Annotated in this window: 20 protein-coding genes; 15 read left to right on the top strand and 5 right to left on the bottom strand. The window is 53.6% G+C overall.

Going from position 1 to position 18,792, the window contains the following annotated elements:
• Positions 1-183: 183 nt before the first annotated feature.
• Positions 184-666, bottom strand: coding sequence for a zinc ribbon-containing protein (locus ACOTXC_RS10005; protein ID WP_032621827.1), 483 nt, complete (start codon positions 664-666; stop codon positions 184-186).
• Between the two features lie 214 nt (positions 667-880).
• Between ACOTXC_RS10005 and leuS the strand changes: the two genes are divergently transcribed.
• The 14 genes from leuS (at position 881) to lipA (ending at position 15,836) form a co-directional block, all read left to right on the top strand.
• A complete protein-coding gene (gene leuS / locus ACOTXC_RS10000) occupies positions 881-3,463 on the top strand; it encodes a leucine--tRNA ligase (protein ID WP_015571136.1) in 2,583 nt (860 codons plus the stop codon).
• A 14-nt stretch (positions 3,464-3,477) separates the two neighbouring features.
• The gene (gene lptE, locus ACOTXC_RS09995; RefSeq protein ID WP_058677430.1) at positions 3,478-4,047 is read left to right on the top strand and encodes an LPS assembly lipoprotein LptE; all 570 of its coding nucleotides are present in this window, start codon (positions 3,478-3,480) and stop codon (positions 4,045-4,047) included.
• On the top strand, positions 4,047-5,078 hold the full coding sequence (holA, locus tag ACOTXC_RS09990; protein ID WP_421767606.1) for a DNA polymerase III subunit delta: 1,032 nt from the start codon (positions 4,047-4,049) through the stop codon (positions 5,076-5,078). The genes lptE and holA overlap by 1 nt, the downstream gene beginning before the upstream one ends.
• Positions 5,071-5,736 (top strand): nicotinate-nucleotide adenylyltransferase, encoded by a 666-nt coding sequence (gene nadD, locus ACOTXC_RS09985; protein ID WP_023299589.1) that lies wholly within the window; start codon positions 5,071-5,073, stop codon positions 5,734-5,736. Before holA ends, nadD begins: the two co-directional genes overlap by 8 nt.
• A gap of 268 nt (positions 5,737-6,004) precedes the next feature.
• Positions 6,005-6,322, top strand: coding sequence for a ribosome silencing factor (rsfS, locus tag ACOTXC_RS09980; RefSeq protein WP_003858696.1), 318 nt, complete (start codon positions 6,005-6,007; stop codon positions 6,320-6,322).
• Positions 6,323-6,325: 3 nt separating this feature from the next.
• On the top strand, positions 6,326-6,793 hold the full coding sequence (rlmH, locus tag ACOTXC_RS09975) for a 23S rRNA (pseudouridine(1915)-N(3))-methyltransferase RlmH (protein ID WP_003858701.1): 468 nt from the start codon (positions 6,326-6,328) through the stop codon (positions 6,791-6,793).
• A gap of 28 nt (positions 6,794-6,821) precedes the next feature.
• Entirely contained in the window at positions 6,822-8,723 is a 1,902-nt protein-coding gene (gene mrdA, locus ACOTXC_RS09970) for a peptidoglycan DD-transpeptidase MrdA (RefSeq protein WP_015571138.1), read from the top strand.
• A 2-nt stretch (positions 8,724-8,725) separates the two neighbouring features.
• Positions 8,726-9,838 (top strand): peptidoglycan glycosyltransferase MrdB, encoded by a 1,113-nt coding sequence (gene mrdB, locus ACOTXC_RS09965; RefSeq protein WP_022647428.1) that lies wholly within the window; start codon positions 8,726-8,728, stop codon positions 9,836-9,838.
• 16 nt (positions 9,839-9,854) lie between these two features.
• Entirely contained in the window at positions 9,855-10,961 is a 1,107-nt protein-coding gene (gene rlpA / locus ACOTXC_RS09960; RefSeq protein WP_421767605.1) for an endolytic peptidoglycan transglycosylase RlpA, read from the top strand.
• A 139-nt stretch (positions 10,962-11,100) separates the two neighbouring features.
• Entirely contained in the window at positions 11,101-12,312 is a 1,212-nt protein-coding gene (dacA, locus tag ACOTXC_RS09955; protein WP_003858714.1) for a D-alanyl-D-alanine carboxypeptidase DacA, read from the top strand.
• Positions 12,313-12,419: 107 nt separating this feature from the next.
• Positions 12,420-12,683 (top strand): DUF493 family protein YbeD, encoded by a 264-nt coding sequence (ybeD, locus tag ACOTXC_RS09950; protein WP_003858718.1) that lies wholly within the window; start codon positions 12,420-12,422, stop codon positions 12,681-12,683.
• 94 nt (positions 12,684-12,777) lie between these two features.
• Complete coding sequence (gene lipB / locus ACOTXC_RS09945; protein WP_126490615.1) at positions 12,778-13,419, top strand: lipoyl(octanoyl) transferase LipB; 642 nt, start codon at positions 12,778-12,780, stop codon at positions 13,417-13,419.
• 291 nt (positions 13,420-13,710) lie between these two features.
• Positions 13,711-14,664: a YbeF family transcriptional regulator gene (locus ACOTXC_RS09940; protein ID WP_022647425.1), complete on the top strand. Its 954-nt coding sequence runs from the start codon at positions 13,711-13,713 to the stop codon at positions 14,662-14,664.
• A 206-nt stretch (positions 14,665-14,870) separates the two neighbouring features.
• A complete protein-coding gene (lipA, locus tag ACOTXC_RS09935) occupies positions 14,871-15,836 on the top strand; it encodes a lipoyl synthase (RefSeq protein ID WP_006809637.1) in 966 nt (321 codons plus the stop codon).
• Positions 15,837-15,916: 80 nt separating this feature from the next.
• Here lipA and tatE read toward each other — a convergent pair whose 3' ends face one another.
• Positions 15,917-16,120 (bottom strand): twin-arginine translocase subunit TatE, encoded by a 204-nt coding sequence (gene tatE / locus ACOTXC_RS09930; RefSeq protein ID WP_022647424.1) that lies wholly within the window; start codon positions 16,118-16,120, stop codon positions 15,917-15,919.
• Positions 16,121-16,248: 128 nt separating this feature from the next.
• A complete protein-coding gene (locus tag ACOTXC_RS09925) occupies positions 16,249-17,037 on the bottom strand; it encodes a deaminated glutathione amidase (protein ID WP_023299586.1) in 789 nt (262 codons plus the stop codon).
• 67 nt (positions 17,038-17,104) lie between these two features.
• On the opposite strand from ACOTXC_RS09925, the gene crcB reads away from it, so the two are divergent.
• Entirely contained in the window at positions 17,105-17,488 is a 384-nt protein-coding gene (gene crcB / locus ACOTXC_RS09920; protein ID WP_241308358.1) for a fluoride efflux transporter CrcB, read from the top strand.
• A 219-nt stretch (positions 17,489-17,707) separates the two neighbouring features.
• On the opposite strand, the gene cspE is transcribed toward crcB, so the two are convergent.
• On the bottom strand, positions 17,708-17,917 hold the full coding sequence (cspE, locus tag ACOTXC_RS09915) for a transcription antiterminator/RNA stability regulator CspE (RefSeq protein ID WP_002439184.1): 210 nt from the start codon (positions 17,915-17,917) through the stop codon (positions 17,708-17,710).
• A gap of 190 nt (positions 17,918-18,107) precedes the next feature.
• On the bottom strand, positions 18,108-18,683 hold the full coding sequence (pagP, locus tag ACOTXC_RS09910) for a lipid IV(A) palmitoyltransferase PagP (protein ID WP_421767604.1): 576 nt from the start codon (positions 18,681-18,683) through the stop codon (positions 18,108-18,110).
• Between the last annotated feature and the right edge of the window lie 109 nt (positions 18,684-18,792).

Raw genomic sequence — 18,792 nt, 5'->3', positions numbered from 1 at the left:
CGCCCTGGCCTGCAGGAAACGCCTCAGCGATTTACAGCCGGACCAGGGCATCGCTGACAGCCCTCAGTCATTTAGAAAGCAACTTTATTGCTTCTGCATAAAAAAATTACTGGGGATCCCTCAGCCCACAGGGAGAGGGAGCAGACACTAAAAACGGCAACGACGTTGCCGTTTTGCTTTTACCTACGGCTCAAACGGCCGACGCTGGAACTGGTCGTGCCCGCATTTCGGACACAGCGACAGCACCTCCGGCGTATAAACGGCGATATGGTGGTGGCACTTCTCACACACCAGGTTCCCCAGCCCCACCACTTCGCCGCTGTGATAGACACCGTGGTGGTTTAAATCCTGGAATACCTCGCGCCACTCCAGTTGGGTTTTATCGGTAATATCCGCCAGCTCCTGCCACAGGCTCTCTTTAATTACCCGCATAAAAACACTGTCGGCGATTTCGTCCTGGCTCTCTTCATAGCTTCGCGCAAACTCTTCCAGGTCGCGGCGCACGGCGCGCGTCACCTCTTCCACTTCGGTTCGCGATAACTCACCCGTTTGCGTCACGCGTGCGCGTGCCTGTTCGACCAACGCGTCGATATCACGCTCGCCGTTACGCAGCCTTTCCGTCAGAGTCGCTACCAGTTCACGGTAAAATTGAGCAACCTTGTTCATCATTTTGCCTCCCGGGTAAGTAACTGTCTCTAATAATAGACCTTATTTCGTCGCCGCTTTGTCAGGTGAAGCACAGACCCGGTAAATTCCTGCAAAGTGCATTTGCGTGAAAGGCTGTTTTGACGCGGGCGTTTGGGCTATGCTATGCGGATCTGAATTACCACATCCATTGGCTACATTTGTAGCTGTATTGAACACAGGACCACTGGCTGCCATGCAAGAGCAATACCGCCCGGAAGAGATAGAATCAAAAGTCCAGCAACACTGGGACGAGAAGCGCACCTTTGAAGTAACCGAAGACGAGAGCAAAGAGAAGTATTACTGCCTGTCGATGCTTCCCTATCCTTCTGGTCGACTACACATGGGCCACGTGCGTAACTACACCATCGGTGACGTGATTGCACGCTACCAGCGTATGCTGGGCAAAAACGTACTTCAGCCTATCGGCTGGGATGCGTTCGGCCTGCCTGCTGAAGGCGCGGCGGTGAAAAACAACACGGCACCGGCTCCGTGGACGTACGACAACATCGCGTACATGAAAAACCAGCTGAAAATGCTGGGCTTTGGCTATGACTGGAGCCGCGAGCTGGCAACCTGTACCCCGGAATACTACCGCTGGGAGCAGAAGTTCTTCACCGAGCTGTATAAAAAAGGCCTGGTCTACAAGAAAACGTCCGCCGTTAACTGGTGCCCGAACGACCAGACCGTTCTCGCGAACGAGCAGGTTATCGATGGCTGCTGCTGGCGCTGTGACACCAAAGTAGAGCGTAAAGAGATCCCGCAGTGGTTTATCAAAATCACCGCCTACGCTGACGAACTGCTGAACGATCTGGATAATCTGGATCACTGGCCTGACACCGTTAAGACCATGCAGCGCAACTGGATCGGCCGTTCCGAAGGTGTGGAAATTACCTTTAACGTAGAAAACTACGACCAGACGCTGACCGTCTACACCACCCGTCCGGACACCTTCATGGGCGCGACCTACCTGGCCGTGGCCGCAGGTCACCCGCTGGCGCAAAAAGCGGCGGAAAACAATCCGGAGCTGGCGACCTTTATCGACGAATGCCGCAACACGAAAGTGGCCGAAGCCGACATGGCGACGATGGAGAAAAAAGGCGTTGATACCGGCTTCAAAGCGATCCACCCGCTGACGGGCGAAGCGATACCTGTCTGGGCCGCCAACTTCGTACTGATGGAATACGGCACAGGCGCCGTGATGGCCGTGCCGGGTCACGATCAGCGCGACTACGAATTTGCCACCAAATACGGCCTGACCATCAAGCCTGTTATTCTTGCTGCTGACGGCTCTGAACCCGATCTCTCTGAGCAAGCGCTGACTGAAAAAGGCACCCTGTTTAACTCCGGTGAGTTCAGCGGCCTGAGCTTCGAAGAGGGCTTCAACGCCATCGCCGACAAACTGGCCTCCCTGGGCGTGGGCGAGCGTAAAGTCAACTACCGTCTGCGCGACTGGGGCGTTTCCCGTCAGCGTTACTGGGGTGCGCCAATCCCAATGGTGACCCTGGAAGACGGCACCGTGATGCCAACGCCGGAAGATCAGCTGCCGGTGATCCTGCCGGAAGACGTGGTCATGGACGGCATCACCAGCCCGATCAAAGCCGATCCTGAGTGGGCAAAAACCACCGTCAACGGTCAGCCAGCGCTGCGTGAAACCGACACCTTTGACACCTTTATGGAATCCTCCTGGTACTATGCGCGCTACACCTGCCCGCAGTACAAAGAAGGCATGCTGGATTCCGATGCTGCAAACTACTGGCTGCCGGTAGACATCTATATCGGTGGCATTGAACACGCCATCATGCACCTGCTCTACTTCCGCTTCTTCCACAAACTGATGCGTGACGCAGGCCTGGTCAACTCCGACGAGCCGGCAAAACAGCTGCTGTGTCAGGGTATGGTGCTGGCAGATGCGTTCTACTACGTTGGCGCGAACGGTGAACGTAACTGGGTTTCTCCGGTTGATGCGATTGTGGAGCGCGACGAGAAAGGCCGTATCGTGAAGGCGAAAGACGCCGAAGGTCATGAACTGGTTTATACCGGCATGAGCAAGATGTCCAAGTCTAAAAATAACGGTATCGACCCGCAGGTGATGGTTGAGCGTTACGGCGCTGACACCGTGCGTCTGTTCATGATGTTCGCCTCCCCGGCAGATATGACGCTGGAATGGCAGGAATCCGGCGTTGAAGGGGCAAACCGCTTCCTGAAACGCGTCTGGAAACTGGTTTACGAGCACACCTCACAAGGTGATGCGCCAGCGCTGAACGTGGCTGCACTGAGCGAAGATCAGCAGGCGCTGCGTCGTGATGTTCATAAAACCATTGCGAAAGTCACCGATGATATTGGTCGTCGTCAGACCTTCAATACCGCAATTGCGGCTATTATGGAACTGATGAACAAGCTGGCAAAAGCCCCGCAGGACGGCGAGCAGGATCGCGCGTTAATGCGCGAAGCGCTGCTGGCGGTCGTTCGCATGCTGAACCCGTTCACGCCGCACGTTAGCTTCACCCTGTGGCAGGAGCTGAAAGGCGAAGGGGATATCGACAACGCGCCGTGGCCAGTGGCGGATGAATCCGCTATGGTGGAAAACACCACGCTGGTTGTGGTGCAGGTTAACGGTAAAGTGCGCGGTAAAATTACCGTCGCGGTCGACGCAACCGAAGAACAGGTTCGCGAGCGCGCAGGCCAGGAGCATCTGGTCGCGAAATACCTTGAGGGCGTTACCGTACGTAAAGTGATCTACGTACCCGGTAAACTGCTGAATCTGGTCGTTGGCTAAGCGCGGGAGGAAACGTGCGACACCTGGCAACAATACTCTTATCTCTGGCGGTGCTGGTCACCGCTGGCTGCGGCTGGCACCTGCGCAATACCACGGCAGTGCCTGCTCAGATGAAAACAATGATCTTCGACTCATCCGATCCGAATGGACCGCTGAGCCGGGCCATTCGTAACCAGCTGCGTTTGAACGATGTTGAACTGATCGAGAAGGGAACCCTGCGTCAGGATGTTCCTTCGCTTCGCGTCCTGAAATCAACGCTGGCAAAAGACACTGCGTCAATCTTCCAGGATGGGCGGACGGCGGAATATCAGATGGTGCTGACCGTTAGCGCGGCTGTTCTGATACCGGGTAAAGATATTTACCCTATCAGTACCAAAGTCTACCGTTCGTTCTTCGATAACCCGCAGACGGCGCTGGCGAAAGACGCCGAAGAGCAGATTATCATCAAAGAGATGTACGATAAGGCTGCGGAGCAGCTGATCCGTAAGCTGCCTACCATTGCCGCGTCGACGAAAAAAGGCGCTGACGTCATCGAAACACCGGATGCCCGCACGCCGGATATGCCAACGTCGCTGGGTAACTGATGATCAGGTTGTATCCTGAACAACTCCGCGCGCAGCTCAACGAAGGGCTGCGCGCGGCCTATCTGCTACTCGGCAACGACCCCCTGTTACTCCAGGAAAGCCTTGATGCGGTTCGCCATGCGGCAGCCGCGCAGGGTTTCGAGGAGCATCATACGTTCCAGATCGATAACAGTACCGACTGGAACGCTATCTTCTCGCTTTGTCAGGCCATGAGCCTGTTTGCCTCTCGTCAGACAATCCAGATCCTGCTGCCTGAGAATGGTCCTAACGCGGCCATCAATGAACAGCTGACTATGCTGGTGAGTTTATTACACGGCGATCTGCTGCTTATCGTACGCGGTAACAAACTCACAAAAGCGCAGGAAAACGCGGCCTGGTTTACCCAGCTTGCCACCAATGCGGTACTGGTCACCTGCCAGACGCCAGAACAGGCGCATCTGCCAAAATGGGTTGCCGCGCGCGCAAAGCTGCACAATCTGCAACTGGATGATGCCGCCAGCCAGCTCCTTTGCTATTGCTATGAAGGCAACCTTCTGGCACTGGCGCAGGCGCTGGACAGGCTCGCCCTGCTGTGGCCCGATGGCAAGCTGACGCTACCGCGCGTGGAACAGGCGGTGAATGATGCCGCGCACTTTACTCCCTTCCACTGGGTTGATGCGCTGCTGTCGGCGAAAAGTAAGCGAGCCCTGCACATACTGCAACAGCTGCGCCTGGAAGGGAGTGAGCCGGTCATTCTGCTCCGCACGCTCCAGCGCGAATTACTGCTGCTGAACAACCTTAAACGTCAGTCGGCACATACGCCCCTGCGCGCCTTATTCGATAAACATCGCGTCTGGCAGAACCGTCGGGCGATGACCACGGAGGCGATAAACCGCCTGAGCCAGGAGCAGTTGCGTCAGGCAGTGCAACTTCTGATGCGCGCCGAACTGACGTTAAAACAGGACTACGGCCAGTCTGTCTGGGCGGAGCTGGAGAGCCTCTCTTTGCTGCTCTGCCATAAGGCGCTGGCAGACGTATTTATCGATGGGTGATATGCATTCTTTACAGGCAATGTATGGCGGGACCTTCGACCCGGTACACTATGGGCATCTTAAGCCGGTAGAAATCCTCGCGAATTTGATTGGGTTGCAGCGGGTAATCATCATGCCCAACAATGTTCCTCCGCATCGTCCTCAGCCAGAAGCAACCAGCGAGCAGCGCAAAGCGATGCTCGCGCTGGCTATCGCAGATAAGCCTCTCTTCACGCTGGATGAGCGCGAATTGCGCAGGGATACCCCTTCCTGGACATCGCAAACGCTGCGGGAGTGGCGCGCTGAGCAGGGGCCCATGCAACCGCTGGCGTTTATCATCGGCCAGGATTCCTTGCTCAACTTTCCCAGCTGGTACCAGTACGAAACCATTCTGGAAAACAGTCATCTGCTGGTCTGCCGCCGTCCGGGCTACCCGTTGACCATGCGCGACGCGCAGCATCAGCAATGGCTTGACGCGCATCTGACGGACAATATAGAAGACCTGCACAGTCTACCCGCCGGGAAAATTTACCTCGCTGAAACGCCGTGGTTTGATATTTCCGCGACCCTCATCCGCGAGCGTCTCCAGCAGGGTTTAGACTGTGACGATCTCTTGCCCTCGCCCGTGCTGGCCTATATCCACGCACACGGTTTGTATCAGAAAAGTACAGATGCCTGATCATCACCGGCGAAATTGTCTGTTAATGTTTATCCTGCCTTGACAGGCTAAGCCATACTGATATCCTCCGCTGCCAGACTTTCCCGCCGATCGCTGCTTTACAGAAATTGTTTTACAAAAATGGCGATGCAATCTCAGGCGGAGGGTGGGATGATACCCGCCTTCAAAAGCCGGGCGGTGACATTTGTCCCGCGACTGGCGTCAGTTCAGGTATACTGACTGGCCACGAATTCATAGTTGTACAATCTCATTCACCCAGGGGGAAAACTTGCAGGGTAAAGCACTCCAGGATTTTGTTATCGACAAAATTGATGACCTGAAAGGTCAGGACATCATCGCTATCGACGTTAAGGGTAAATCCAGCATCACCGACTGCATGATCATCTGCACCGGGACCTCAACTCGTCACGTTGTTTCGATTGCTGACCATGTTGTTCAGGAATCGCGCGCGGCAGGGCTGCTTCCGCTGGGCGTTGAAGGTGAAGCGACCGCTGACTGGGTGGTTGTCGATCTCGGCGATGTGATTGTCCACGTCATGCAGGAAGAGAGCCGTCGCCTGTATGAGCTGGAAAAACTCTGGGGTTAATGCGTGAAGTTGCAACTGGTCGCCGTCGGCACCAAAATGCCGGACTGGGTACAAACCGGTTTTACTGAGTATCTGCGTCGTTTCCCAAAAGATATGCCGTTCGAACTGGTGGAGATCCCAGCAGGAAAGCGCGGCAAGAACGCAGATATCAAACGTATTCTCGATAAAGAGGGAGAGCTGATGCTGGCTGCCGCAGGCAAAAACCGCATCGTGACCCTCGATATCCCGGGAAAACCCTGGGATACGCCGCAGCTGGCGCACGAACTGGAGCGCTGGAAGCAGGATGGTCGTGATGTCAGTCTGTTGATTGGCGGACCAGAGGGGTTATCTCCCGCCTGCAAAGCGGCAGCAGAACAAAGTTGGTCACTCTCGGCGCTGACGTTGCCCCACCCGCTTGTGCGGGTTCTCGTGGCAGAAAGTTTGTATCGCGCATGGAGCATCACTACCAACCACCCTTATCACCGCGAGTAATGACTGACCAGGGTAATTTAAGCAGCGGATGAAACTACAGAATTCTTTTCGCGACTATACGGCTGAGTCCGCGCTGTTTGTGCGCCGGGCGCTGGTCGCCTTTACGGGGATTTTGCTGCTTACCGGCGTGCTGATCGCCAACCTCTATAATCTGCAAATTGTCCGCTATACCGATTACCAGACCCGCTCAAACGAAAACCGTATCAAGCTGGTGCCCATCGCGCCCAGCCGCGGCATTATCTACGATCGTAACGGCACCCCGCTGGCGCTAAACCGCACCATCTACCAGATAGAGATGATGCCAGAGAAAGTGGATAACGTGCAGGATACGCTGAACGCGCTGAGAAGCGTTGTCGACCTGACTGATGACGACATCGCTGCGTTCAAAAAAGAGCGCGCACGTTCTCACCGCTTCACCTCTATTCCGGTAAAAACCAACCTGACGGAAGTGCAGGTCGCCCGTTTTGCCGTTAACCAGTACCGTTTCCCCGGTGTGGAAGTCAAAGGCTATAAACGTCGCTACTATCCTTACGGCTCCGCGCTGACGCACGTCATAGGCTACGTCTCCAAAATTAACGATAAAGACGTCGAACGCCTTGATAAAGACGGCAAGCTGGCTAACTACGCCGCAACCCATGATATTGGCAAGCTTGGGATTGAACGTTATTACGAAGATGTCCTGCACGGTCAGACCGGGTATGAAGAGGTTGAAGTTAACAACCGTGGCCGCGTGATCCGTCAGCTCAAAGAGGTTCCCCCACAGGCGGGACATGACGTTTATCTGACGCTCGACCTGAAGCTACAGCAGTATATCGAAACGCTGCTGGCGGGTAGCCGGGCCGCCGTGATCGTGACCGACCCGCGTACCGGCGGTATTCTGGCGATGGTTTCTATGCCAAGCTACGATCCGAACCTCTTCGTGGATGGCATCTCCAGCAAGGATTACTCCGGCCTGCTCAACGATCCAAACACCCCGCTGGTGAACCGCGCCACGCAGGGAGTTTATCCTCCAGCCTCAACGGTAAAACCGTATGTCGCCGTTTCTGCGCTGAGCGCGGGCGTCATTACTCGTAATACCAGTCTGTTTGACCCTGGCTGGTGGCAGTTGCCTGGCTCTGAAAAACGCTACCGTGACTGGAAAAAATGGGGTCACGGCCATCTGAACGTGACCAAATCACTGGAGGAGTCGGCGGATACCTTCTTCTATCAGGTCGCCTACGACATGGGTATTGATCGTCTGTCTGAATGGATGAGCAAATTCGGCTACGGACATTACACTGGTATAGATTTGGCGGAAGAACGTTCCGGCAACATGCCAACCCGCGAATGGAAGCTGAAGCGCTTTAAAAAACCCTGGTATCAGGGTGATACCATTCCGGTGGGGATCGGCCAGGGCTACTGGACGGCAACGCCGCTGCAAATGAACAAGGCGATGATGATCCTCATCAACGATGGCGTTGTGAAAGTACCGCACCTGCTGCAAAGCACCGTAGAAGACGGCAAAAAAGTGCCATGGATACAGCCGCACGAGCCGCCGGTGGGTGACATTCATTCCGGGTACTGGGAAATCGCGAAAGACGGGATGTATGGCGTAGCCAACCGCCCTAACGGGACGGCGCACAAATATTTCGCTGGCGCACCGTATAAGGTTGCCGCGAAATCAGGTACGGCTCAGGTCTTCGGTCTGAAAGCGAATGAAACCTATAACGCACATAAAATTGCCGAACGTCTGCGTGACCACAAGCTCATGACGGCGTTTGCCCCTTATGATAACCCGCAGGTTGCGGTGGCGATGATTCTTGAGAACGGCGGCGCTGGCCCGGCGGTGGGTACCATCATGCGTCAAATCCTCGACCACATCATGCTGGGTGATAACAACACCGAACTGCCAGCTGAAAACCCGGCAGCCGCTGCGGCGGAGGACCAATAATCATGACGGATAATCCGAATAAAAAATCGCTGTGGGACAAGATCCACATCGACCCTGCCATGCTGCTGATCCTGCTGGCTCTGCTGGTGTACAGCGCCCTCGTTATCTGGAGCGCCAGCGGCCAGGATATCGGCATGATGGAGCGTAAAGTTGGCCAGATCGCCATGGGTCTGGTCATTATGGTGGTGATGGCGCAAATACCACCGCGCGTGTATGAGGGCTGGGCGCCCTATCTCTATATTTTCTGTATCATTTTGCTGGTGGCAGTAGATGCGTTCGGTGCTATCTCGAAGGGGGCGCAACGCTGGCTGGATCTGGGAATTGTCCGCTTCCAGCCGTCAGAAATCGCCAAAATCGCCGTTCCGCTGATGGTGGCGCGCTTCATTAACCGCGACGTCTGCCCGCCGTCGTTGAAGAATACCGCCATTGCGCTGGTGCTGATTTTCCTGCCGACGCTGCTCGTGGCCGCACAGCCTGACCTCGGCACCTCGATTCTCATCGCCCTCTCCGGCCTGTTCGTCCTGTTCCTGTCCGGCCTGAGCTGGCGTCTGATCGGCATCGCGGTGGTCCTGCTGGCTGCCTTTATTCCTATTCTCTGGTTCTTCCTGATGCATGATTACCAGCGCCAGCGCGTGATGATGCTGCTCGATCCCGAGACCGATCCGCTGGGCGCAGGCTATCATATTATTCAGTCGAAGATTGCGATTGGCTCCGGCGGCCTGCGCGGAAAAGGCTGGCTGCACGGGACACAGTCGCAGCTCGAATTTTTACCGGAACGCCACACCGACTTTATCTTTGCCGTTCTGGCTGAGGAGTTAGGGCTGGTTGGCATTCTGGTGCTGCTTGCACTCTACGTGCTGTTGATCATGCGTGGGCTCTACATTGCCGCACGCGCACAGACCACCTTTGGCCGAGTTATGGCGGGTGGATTAATGTTGATTTTGTTCGTTTATGTCTTCGTAAATATTGGTATGGTGAGTGGTATTCTGCCGGTTGTTGGCGTACCGCTGCCGCTGGTGAGTTACGGGGGCTCGGCACTGATCGTGTTGATGGCCGGGTTTGGTATCGTCATGTCGATCCATACCCACAGGAAAATGTTGTCCAAAAGCGTATAAAAATAAGGGGATCGCAATGCGTAAGCAGTGGCTGGGGATCTGCATCGCAGCAAGTTTACTTGCCGCCTGTACAAGTGATGATGGTCAGCAACAGGCAACCGTCGCGCCGCCGCAGCCTGCGGTCTGTAATGGCCCGATTGTTGAAATTAGCGGTGCCGATCCCGTTTATGAACCGCTGAACGCCAGCGTGAATCAGGATTATCAGCGCGACGGTAAAAGCTATAAAATCGTTCAGGATCCTTCCCGTTTCAGCCAGGCCGGCTTTGCTGCCATCTATGACGCTGAGCCAGGCAGCAATCTGACCGCGTCAGGTGAAACCTTCGATCCGATGCAGATCACGGCGGCACACCCGACACTGCCTATTCCAAGCTATGCGCGCATCACTAACCTGGCGAATGGCCGGATGATCGTGGTACGTATCAACGATCGTAGCCCTTACGGCAACGATCGCGTGATCTCCCTGTCACGCGCGGCAGCCGACCGTCTGAATACCTCAAATAATACAAAAGTGCGTATCGACCCGATTATCGTGGCGCAGGATGGTTCGCTGTCTGGCCCGGGCACGGCCTGTACCACGGTCGCGAAACAGACCTACGCCCTGCCCGCACGCCCGGATCTAAGCGGTGGTATGGGGGGCGCTTCAATGCCAGCAGAGCCCGCGCAGCCGCAGGGTGAAGTGCACGCCATCAGCAACGATACGCTACAAAGTGAAGATGCGACAGGCGCCCCGGTGAAAAGCAGTGGTTTCCTTGGTGCACCCACCACGTTAGCGCCGGGCGTGATTGAATCAAATGAACCTGCCCCAGCGCCTGCGCCCGTTGTTGCTGCACCCGCTACACAACCCGCCCCGGTGACCGCACCGGCTGCTACGCAGACTGCGGCGCCTGCGACGGCGAGCGGCAGCTACGTGGTTCAGGTTGGCGCCGTCAGCGATCGGGCCCGTGCAGAGCAGTATCAGCAGCGTTTAAGCCAGCAGTTTGGCGTGCCAGGCCGCGTTGAGCAAAACGGTGCGGTATGGCGTATCCAGATGGGTCCGTTTGCCAGCAAATCGCAGGCAGCGTCCCTGCAACAGCGTTTGCAGAGCGAGGCGCAGCTCCAGTCGTTTATCGCTGTTGCGAAGTAATTAATCGGTGGTATCCGAAATGTCAGTTTGTGTAAACCACGTTAACACTCTCATGATGAAAGTCGGATGCCTGCCCGTATAGCATTTGCTATAGTAAGGCACTTTTTTTAATTCCATCACGGATGTCGTAGTTCTGACCATGAAGACCACTTTTTCTGCTCGTTTTGTGCAGCGCATGGCGCTGACCACGGCCCTTTGCGCTGCTGCGTTCTCCGCAGCTCACGCGGATGACCTGAACATCAAGACCATGATCCCTGGCGTTCCGCAGATCGACGCGGAATCCTACATCCTGATTGATTACAACTCCGGCAAAGTTCTGGCAGAACAGAACGCCGATGCCCGCCGCGACCCGGCCAGCCTGACCAAAATGATGACCAGCTATGTTATCGGCCAGGCCATGAAAGCGGGTAAATTTAAAGAAACCGATCTGGTGACTATCGGTAACGATGCGTGGGCAACCGGCAACCCGGTGTTCAAAGGTTCATCGCTGATGTTCCTGAAGCCAGGCATGCAGGTTCCGGTCTCTCAACTTATCCGTGGCATCAACTTGCAGTCCGGTAACGACGCCTGCGTGGCAATGGCCGATTTTGCAGCGGGCAGCCAGGACGCGTTTGTGGGCCTGATGAACAGCTACGTCTCTGCGCTGGGCCTGAAAAACAGCCACTTCCAGACCGTTCACGGCCTGGACGCCGAAGGTCAGTACAGCTCCGCGCGTGACATGGCGCTGATCGGTCAGGCGCTGATCCGCGATGTGCCAAACGAGTACTCTATCTACAAAGAGAAAGAGTTCACCTTCAACGGTATTCGTCAGACCAACCGTAACGGCCTGCTGTGGGACAATAGCCTGAACGTCGACGGCATCAAAACTGGTCACACCGACAAAGCTGGCTATAACCTGGTAGCTTCTGCCACTGAAGGCCAGATGCGTCTGATCTCTGCCGTGATGGGGGGCCGCACGTTTAAAGGACGCGAAACGGAAAGTAAAAAACTGCTGACCTGGGGCTTCCGCTTCTTCGAAACCGTGAATCCGCTGAAAGCCGGTAAAGAATTTGCCTCTGAACCTGTCTGGTTTGGCGATAACGACCGTGCTTCCCTGGGTGTGGACAAAGATCTCTATCTGACGATCCCACGCGGTCGTATGAAAGATCTGAAAGCCAGCTACGTGCTGAATACCACCGAGCTGCACGCCCCGCTGCAAAAGAATCAGGTCGTGGGTACCATCAACTTCCAGCTGGATGGAAAAACCATCGATCAGCGCCCGCTGGTGGTGCTGGAGGAAATTCCTGAAGGCAATTTCTTCGGCAAAATCATTGATTACATTAAGCTGATGTTCCATCACTGGTTTGGTTAAAAATTGAACACTTGAAAGTGTGATTTTGATCCCCATATACTACGTATCAGTAAAACTCCCGCCCCGTGGCGGGAGTTATTATTTTTTATACACACGCCGGAGCTGACATGAAAACCAAACTTAACGAACTGCTTGAATTCCCTACCCCTTTTACTTACAAAGTAATGGGTCTGGCGAAACCTGAGCTGGTTGATCAGGTGGTTGAAGTGGTACAGCGCCATGCGCCGGGCGACTACTCTCCATCAGTCAAACCGAGCAGCAAAGGTAACTACCACTCGGTCTCAATCACCATCACTGCGACACACATTGAGCAGGTTGAGACGCTGTACGAAGAGCTCGGCAATATTGAAATTGTTCGTATGGTGCTGTAGTCCTTCTGCGGTTACCCGGTTTGCCGGGTAACCCACTTCCCCGCTGTGATATACTCCCCGTTACCTATTCTCCCTTGTCTTCGGAGACATCCTTTTGTACCAGGATAAAATTCTTGTCCGCCATCTTGGGCTACAGCCTTACGAGCCTGTCTCTCAGGCTATGCATGACTTTACCGACAGGCGCGATGACACCACGCCTGATGAAATCTGGCTGGTTGAACACCTGCCGGTGTTCACTCAAGGCCAGGCAGGAAAAGCCGAACATTTATTGATGACGGGCGATATCCCGGTGATCCAGAGCGATCGCGGTGGACAGGTGACCTACCACGGCCCGGGCCAGCAGGTGATGTATGTTCTGCTTAACCTGAAACGCAGAAAGCTGGGCGTGCGTGAGCTCGTGACCTTACTGGAGCAAACCGTGGTGAATACGCTGGCTGAGTACGATATTGACGCTCACCCTCGCGCCGATGCCCCGGGCGTTTATGTGGGAGAGATGAAGATCTGTTCGCTGGGGCTGCGTATCCGCAAAGGCTGCTCGTTCCACGGGCTGGCGCTGAATATCAATATGGATTTGGCCCCCTTCCAGCGCATCAACCCATGTGGGTATGCCGGTATGGAAATGACGCAAATGCGCCAGTGGGTCGATACCGCCACGCCTGACAATATCCGGCCCGTGCTTCTGAAGAACTTTTTAGCACTGCTTAACAATCCCTCCTACGAATATATTACTGCTTAACTTACCTCGGGCAGTGGCTCAGTTATTTGACCAGCCACTGCTTAATTACCGCATTTACGCTTTACAATAAACCGCATATTCTATATTTTCGAGTCGCCCATATATTAGCGTCACATATTAATTAGAACCTTAATAGAACCATCACCGGGTTTCGTGTAACGTGCGTGACAATCACCCAACTGCTTGTTTTCGATAAATAATGGAAACTTACTAAACACTTTACGAATCTCTGCAAGCATAATAAATAAATTCAACTATCATTCATATTGTGAATGGATACGGAGTAAGAGCGTGGAGCCTACTAATTTACCAGCCAAACGCCTGAATGAAACCAGCGGCGAAGATAAGCCGCAAATTTTTCGGACTTTACGTAATATTGATCTCAATTTATTGACTATTTTTGAGGCGGTATATGTCCATAAAGGTATCGTTAATGCTGCGAAAATTCTTAATCTCACGCCCTCTGCTATTAGCCAGTCAATTCAAAAATTGCGCGCGATATTTCCCGATCCGTTATTTATTCGTAAAGGCCAGGGCGTAACCCCAACCGCGTACGCCACCCATCTGCACGAGTACATCAGCCAGGGTCTGGAATCAATACTGGGCGCGCTGGATCTCACCGGCAGTTACGATAAGCAACGAACTATCACCATAGGCACCTCTCCCTCAGTGGGCGTTCTGGTCATGCCGGCCATCTATCAGGCGGTGAAACAGCATGCGCCACAGTTGCTTATCCGCAACGTGCCCGTCACCGATCCGGAAACACAGCTGGCGCAATTCCAGACGGACCTGATCATCGACGGCAATAGCTTTACGGCCAGAGCGTTAGGGCATAACGTACTTTATACCGACACTCTGGCGCTCGTTTGTCGTCAGGCTCACCCTGCGTTGAGCGCACCTTTGACGCCAGAAAATTTGCGCCATTACGAACATGCGACATTTATGTCCGAAGGACAGGGTCAGGATCCGCTGCGACAACGTATTGACGAACTCTTCCCGGATCGTCCGATCAGCTTTAGCAGTTACAATATGTTTACCCTCGCGGCCCTGATTGGCAGCAGCGACTTGCTCTGTATAATGCCTGTGCGTCTCTTCACTTTGCTTCAAAAGTGCTGGCCACTGGAGAGCATTCCATTAAGTCAACTTACGACGGAATCTATTGAAATCTCACTGCATTACAACAAGCTAAGCCTGCGCGATCCGGTGCTGGAAAACGTCATCAATGTGATCCGCCAGACTTTTTGATCCGCCTTTCAGCGTAAGGCCCTGCCGCATGCGGGGCAAAAGGCACAAAACAACAACTATTTTACAAATTGGCGACCTGGCAGGCTGCTTTACCGCCCCTTTAAATGATATACTGCCTGTCGTTCGTTCAAAAATAGTTGATAATTACAACATTCCCTTGAATTGAAACGCTTTCCTTCGATATTCGCAACTGGAACACGCACGCTATGAGTAAACCCATTGTGATGGAACGCGGTGTTAAATACCGCGATGCCGATAAAATGGCCCTTATCCCGGTTAAAAACGTGGCTACAGAGCGCGAGGCGCTGTTAAGAAAACCGGAATGGATGAAAATTAAACTTCCGGCTGACTCTTCGCGTATTCAGGGGATCAAAGCGGCAATGCGCAAAAATGGCCTCCACTCTGTCTGTGAAGAGGCCTCCTGCCCTAACCTTGCTGAATGTTTCAATCACGGTACCGCGACGTTTATGATTCTGGGTGCCATCTGCACCCGCCGCTGTCCGTTCTGTGACGTTGCTCATGGCCGTCCTGTTGCGCCTGACGCTAACGAACCGCAAAAACTGGCGCAGACCATTGCCGATATGGCGCTGCGTTATGTTGTTATCACCTCCGTTGACCGTGACGATCTGCGCGATGGCGGTGCTCAGCATTTCGCTGACTGCATTACCGCCATCCGCGAAAAAAGCCCGAACATTAAGATTGAGACGCTGGTGCCGGACTTCCGTGGCCGTATGGACCGCGCGCTCGATATCCTGACCGCGACGCCACCAGACGTGTTCAACCACAACCTGGAGAACGTACCGCGTATCTACCGTCAGGTGCGTCCAGGTGCAGATTACAACTGGTCGCTGAAGCTGCTGGAGCGCTTTAAAGAAGCCCATCCGCATATTCCTACCAAGTCTGGCCTGATGGTGGGACTGGGTGAAACCAACGCTGAGATCATTGAAGTGATGCGCGATCTGCGCCGCCACGGCGTCACCATGCTGACGCTGGGGCAGTACCTACAGCCAAGCCGTCACCACCTGCCTGTACAGCGTTACGTGAGTCCGGATGAGTTCGATGAAATGAAAGCCGAAGCGATGGCGATGGGCTTTACCCACGCTGCGTGCGGTCCGTTTGTTCGCTCCTCTTATCACGCCGATATGCAGGCGAAGGGCGAAGAAGTGAAATAAAGCTGTAAAACTTATTTACAGTAAAACAAAAAACCGGCCTCGTGAGCCGGTTTTTTTATGCAAGCCTTGCAGCATTGCCATTACTCTTTGTGTGAAAGCTTCTGTGCTGCGATGTCATCTTCGGCACTTTTCTTCGCTGCCGCGTCGTCATCGTTCATTGCTTTCTTAAAGCCTTTAATGGCAGCACCCAGGTCTCCACCCAGCGTGCGTAACTTCTTGGTACCGAACAGCAGGACGACCAGTGCGGCAACCACCAGCAGTTTGGTAATACTAATCTCACCCATAAATACCTTCTTTACATGAAACAGGCTGCATTCAGCGCCAAAGAAACCTGAACGTATTAACGGTCATCAGGCGCGCGCACACAATAGCAATCTGTAACAAGGTGAATCAAGCATTGTTGAAAAAAACATCATATTAATTGCGGTGGCGCAAACCTGCGGTTGCGCAGAACAGGTAATTGCTGACGCGCAAGCGTTATTCGTGCTGACGTTATCTCTGTCAGCAGTAAAGCAGGCGCTTCCGCCGCCGCGGCTACGGTCACTCCCAGCGGATCGACAACCCTGCTCTGCCCGATATTTTTATTGCCACATTCACCCGCAGCCACTACATAGCAGGTGGTGTCCAGCGCGCGTGCGGCCAGTAGCGTTACCCAGTGATGCTCCTTAAGCGGTCCTCTGACCCACGCGGCGGGCAGAACCAGCACCTCGGCCCCCTGTAGTGCCAGGTTCAGCGCCAGCTCCGGAAAACGGATATCGTAGCAGGTCATCAGGCCAACCTTAAAACCCTCCACCTCAATCAGCGGCGGAATTACACTCCCCGGATCGACCAGTCGCGACTCCTGGACGCTGAACGCATCATACAGATGAAGTTTGGCGTAGCTTGCGACAATTGTGCCTTCACGTATCGCCACCAGCGTGTTCACCGCCCGCCCCGGCGTGGAGGGAACATGGATAGTCAAAATGGTGGTGAGCGCGTTACCGACGCTTTCGGCCAGCAGTCGTTTCAGAAACGCCCCTTCCAGCATTTGCGCAGACTTTACCGACAGGTCCGGATCGCCATCATCGCGCGCCAGTAACGCTTCAGGAAGCACCAGCAGCGCCGCCCCTTTTTGCTTCGCCTGGTTCATCAGGGAGATGCACTTGTCCGCGTTTTCATTCCAGTCCGGCGTCACCGCAAACTGCCCTACTGCAACATACATAATTGTCTCCCGGTTAAAAACAGCGTTACACTCGACGCACTTACACAGCAAATAGCAGGTATTGACAGTGTTACAACTACTTATAGCCGTTTTTATTGGTGGGGGCACGGGTAGCGTTGCGCGCTGGCTCTTAAGCATGCGGTTTAACCCGCTGCATCAGGCCATTCCGATGGGGACACTGGCGGCAAACCTGATCGGGGGATTTATCATCGGGATGGGGCTGGCGTGGTTTAATCGCATGACCAACATCGACCCTATGTGGAAGGTATTGATTACGACCGGTTTCTGCGGCGGTTTAACGACGTTTTCTACCTTCTCTGCGGAGGTGGTGTTTCTGTTTCAGGAAGGCCGGATGGGCTGGGCGCTGACGAACATTGCCGTTAACATGCTTGGCTCGTTTGCGATGACTGCGATCGCATTCTGGTTATTTTCCTCCGCCAGCGGACATTAAGCGCGACAACCTTAATGTTGGCTTAATTTTTCTCTGTCATTCTTGGCTCAATATTGAACGAGGGTGATAGCATGAGAGAGAATCTGTCAGGCGTGGGTATGGTATTGCTAAGCGTCGCGATCGTCGCCAGCTTTCTGAAGATCTATCTTTTTGGTTGATTCATAACGAAAAAAACCCGCTCATTGAGCGGGTTTTGAAATTCTTGCTGACGCGTCTGAATTACAGAGCGATTACGTTAGCAGCAGAAGGGCCTTTGGCACCGTTAGTGATTTCGAACTCTACGCGCTGACCTTCAGCCAGAGTTTTGAAACCATTAGACTGGATTGCAGAGAAGTGTACGAACACGTCTTTGCTGCCATCTTCAGGAGTAATGAAACCGAATCCTTTGGACTCATTAAACCACTTAACGTTACCTTTAATCTTAGACATCAAAATTACCTTTACATTAAAAAACGACACAAATGCTGTGTCGGGTATCAGTACAACAATTGTGAGGCGTTTTGTCCAGCGGATCTTTGATAAAAAGTGACAAAAGTCGCGTTAATTTTCGCTGTCCGATTTTTATCCTTTACATTTCAATGTCTGTGCGTTTTTTGGCCGATTTACCAGACAAATGCAGTTAAAACTGAAACCGCATCCAGGCAAAGTAAACGTTACCGTTGTTATACGTACCCGGTATGTAGGTCATCTGAAACGTTGCCGGACCATAGCCGATGGAGGCAAGCGGCAACAGTACCGGAACAGGAATGTATTTCCAGTTATCACGCGCCGTAAACCCTGCCGTATAGCCCAGTCCCAGACGGAAGTTGTCGTCTGATAACGGACGCCAGGTTTTTTCCCAGCCGTAGCCACCAATAGGCTCCCATTTATTGTAGGAGTCCTTAAACGCCATCAGGTACAGGCCATGCCAGTTACCTTTTTCATCCCAGCGAGACTGACCGAAACCAGCCCCCCACGGACGCTCGTTATAACGGTCTGTTTTTTCTTTATCGTAGGCAAAACGTGCATGCCACGTAATGGCCGGAATATAGAGATCGTAATGTTCAGGTTCGTTCCATGTTTGCGCAATGTTATCCGTGAAGGTGGTGAACCAGCTTTTATCCGCTGTATTGCTCTGTGCATTAACAGCAGACGCAAATGATAACTGCGCAATAATAAACAATAAAATCAGGGGGAATTTAATTCGTACAATCACAATGCCATTACCATATTTAGTATTCGGTGCAGACCTTAGCACAGAATACTTGAATGAACGCTTAACAGCATGGGTGTTATTCCTAATTACCATCCCGTTCCTGAGAATA

Source organism: Enterobacter cloacae complex sp. IR5428 (assembly GCF_049238585.1).
GTDB lineage: Bacteria > Pseudomonadota > Gammaproteobacteria > Enterobacterales > Enterobacteriaceae > Enterobacter > Enterobacter intestinihominis.
This window is presented reverse-complemented; position numbering and strand designations above follow the sequence as displayed.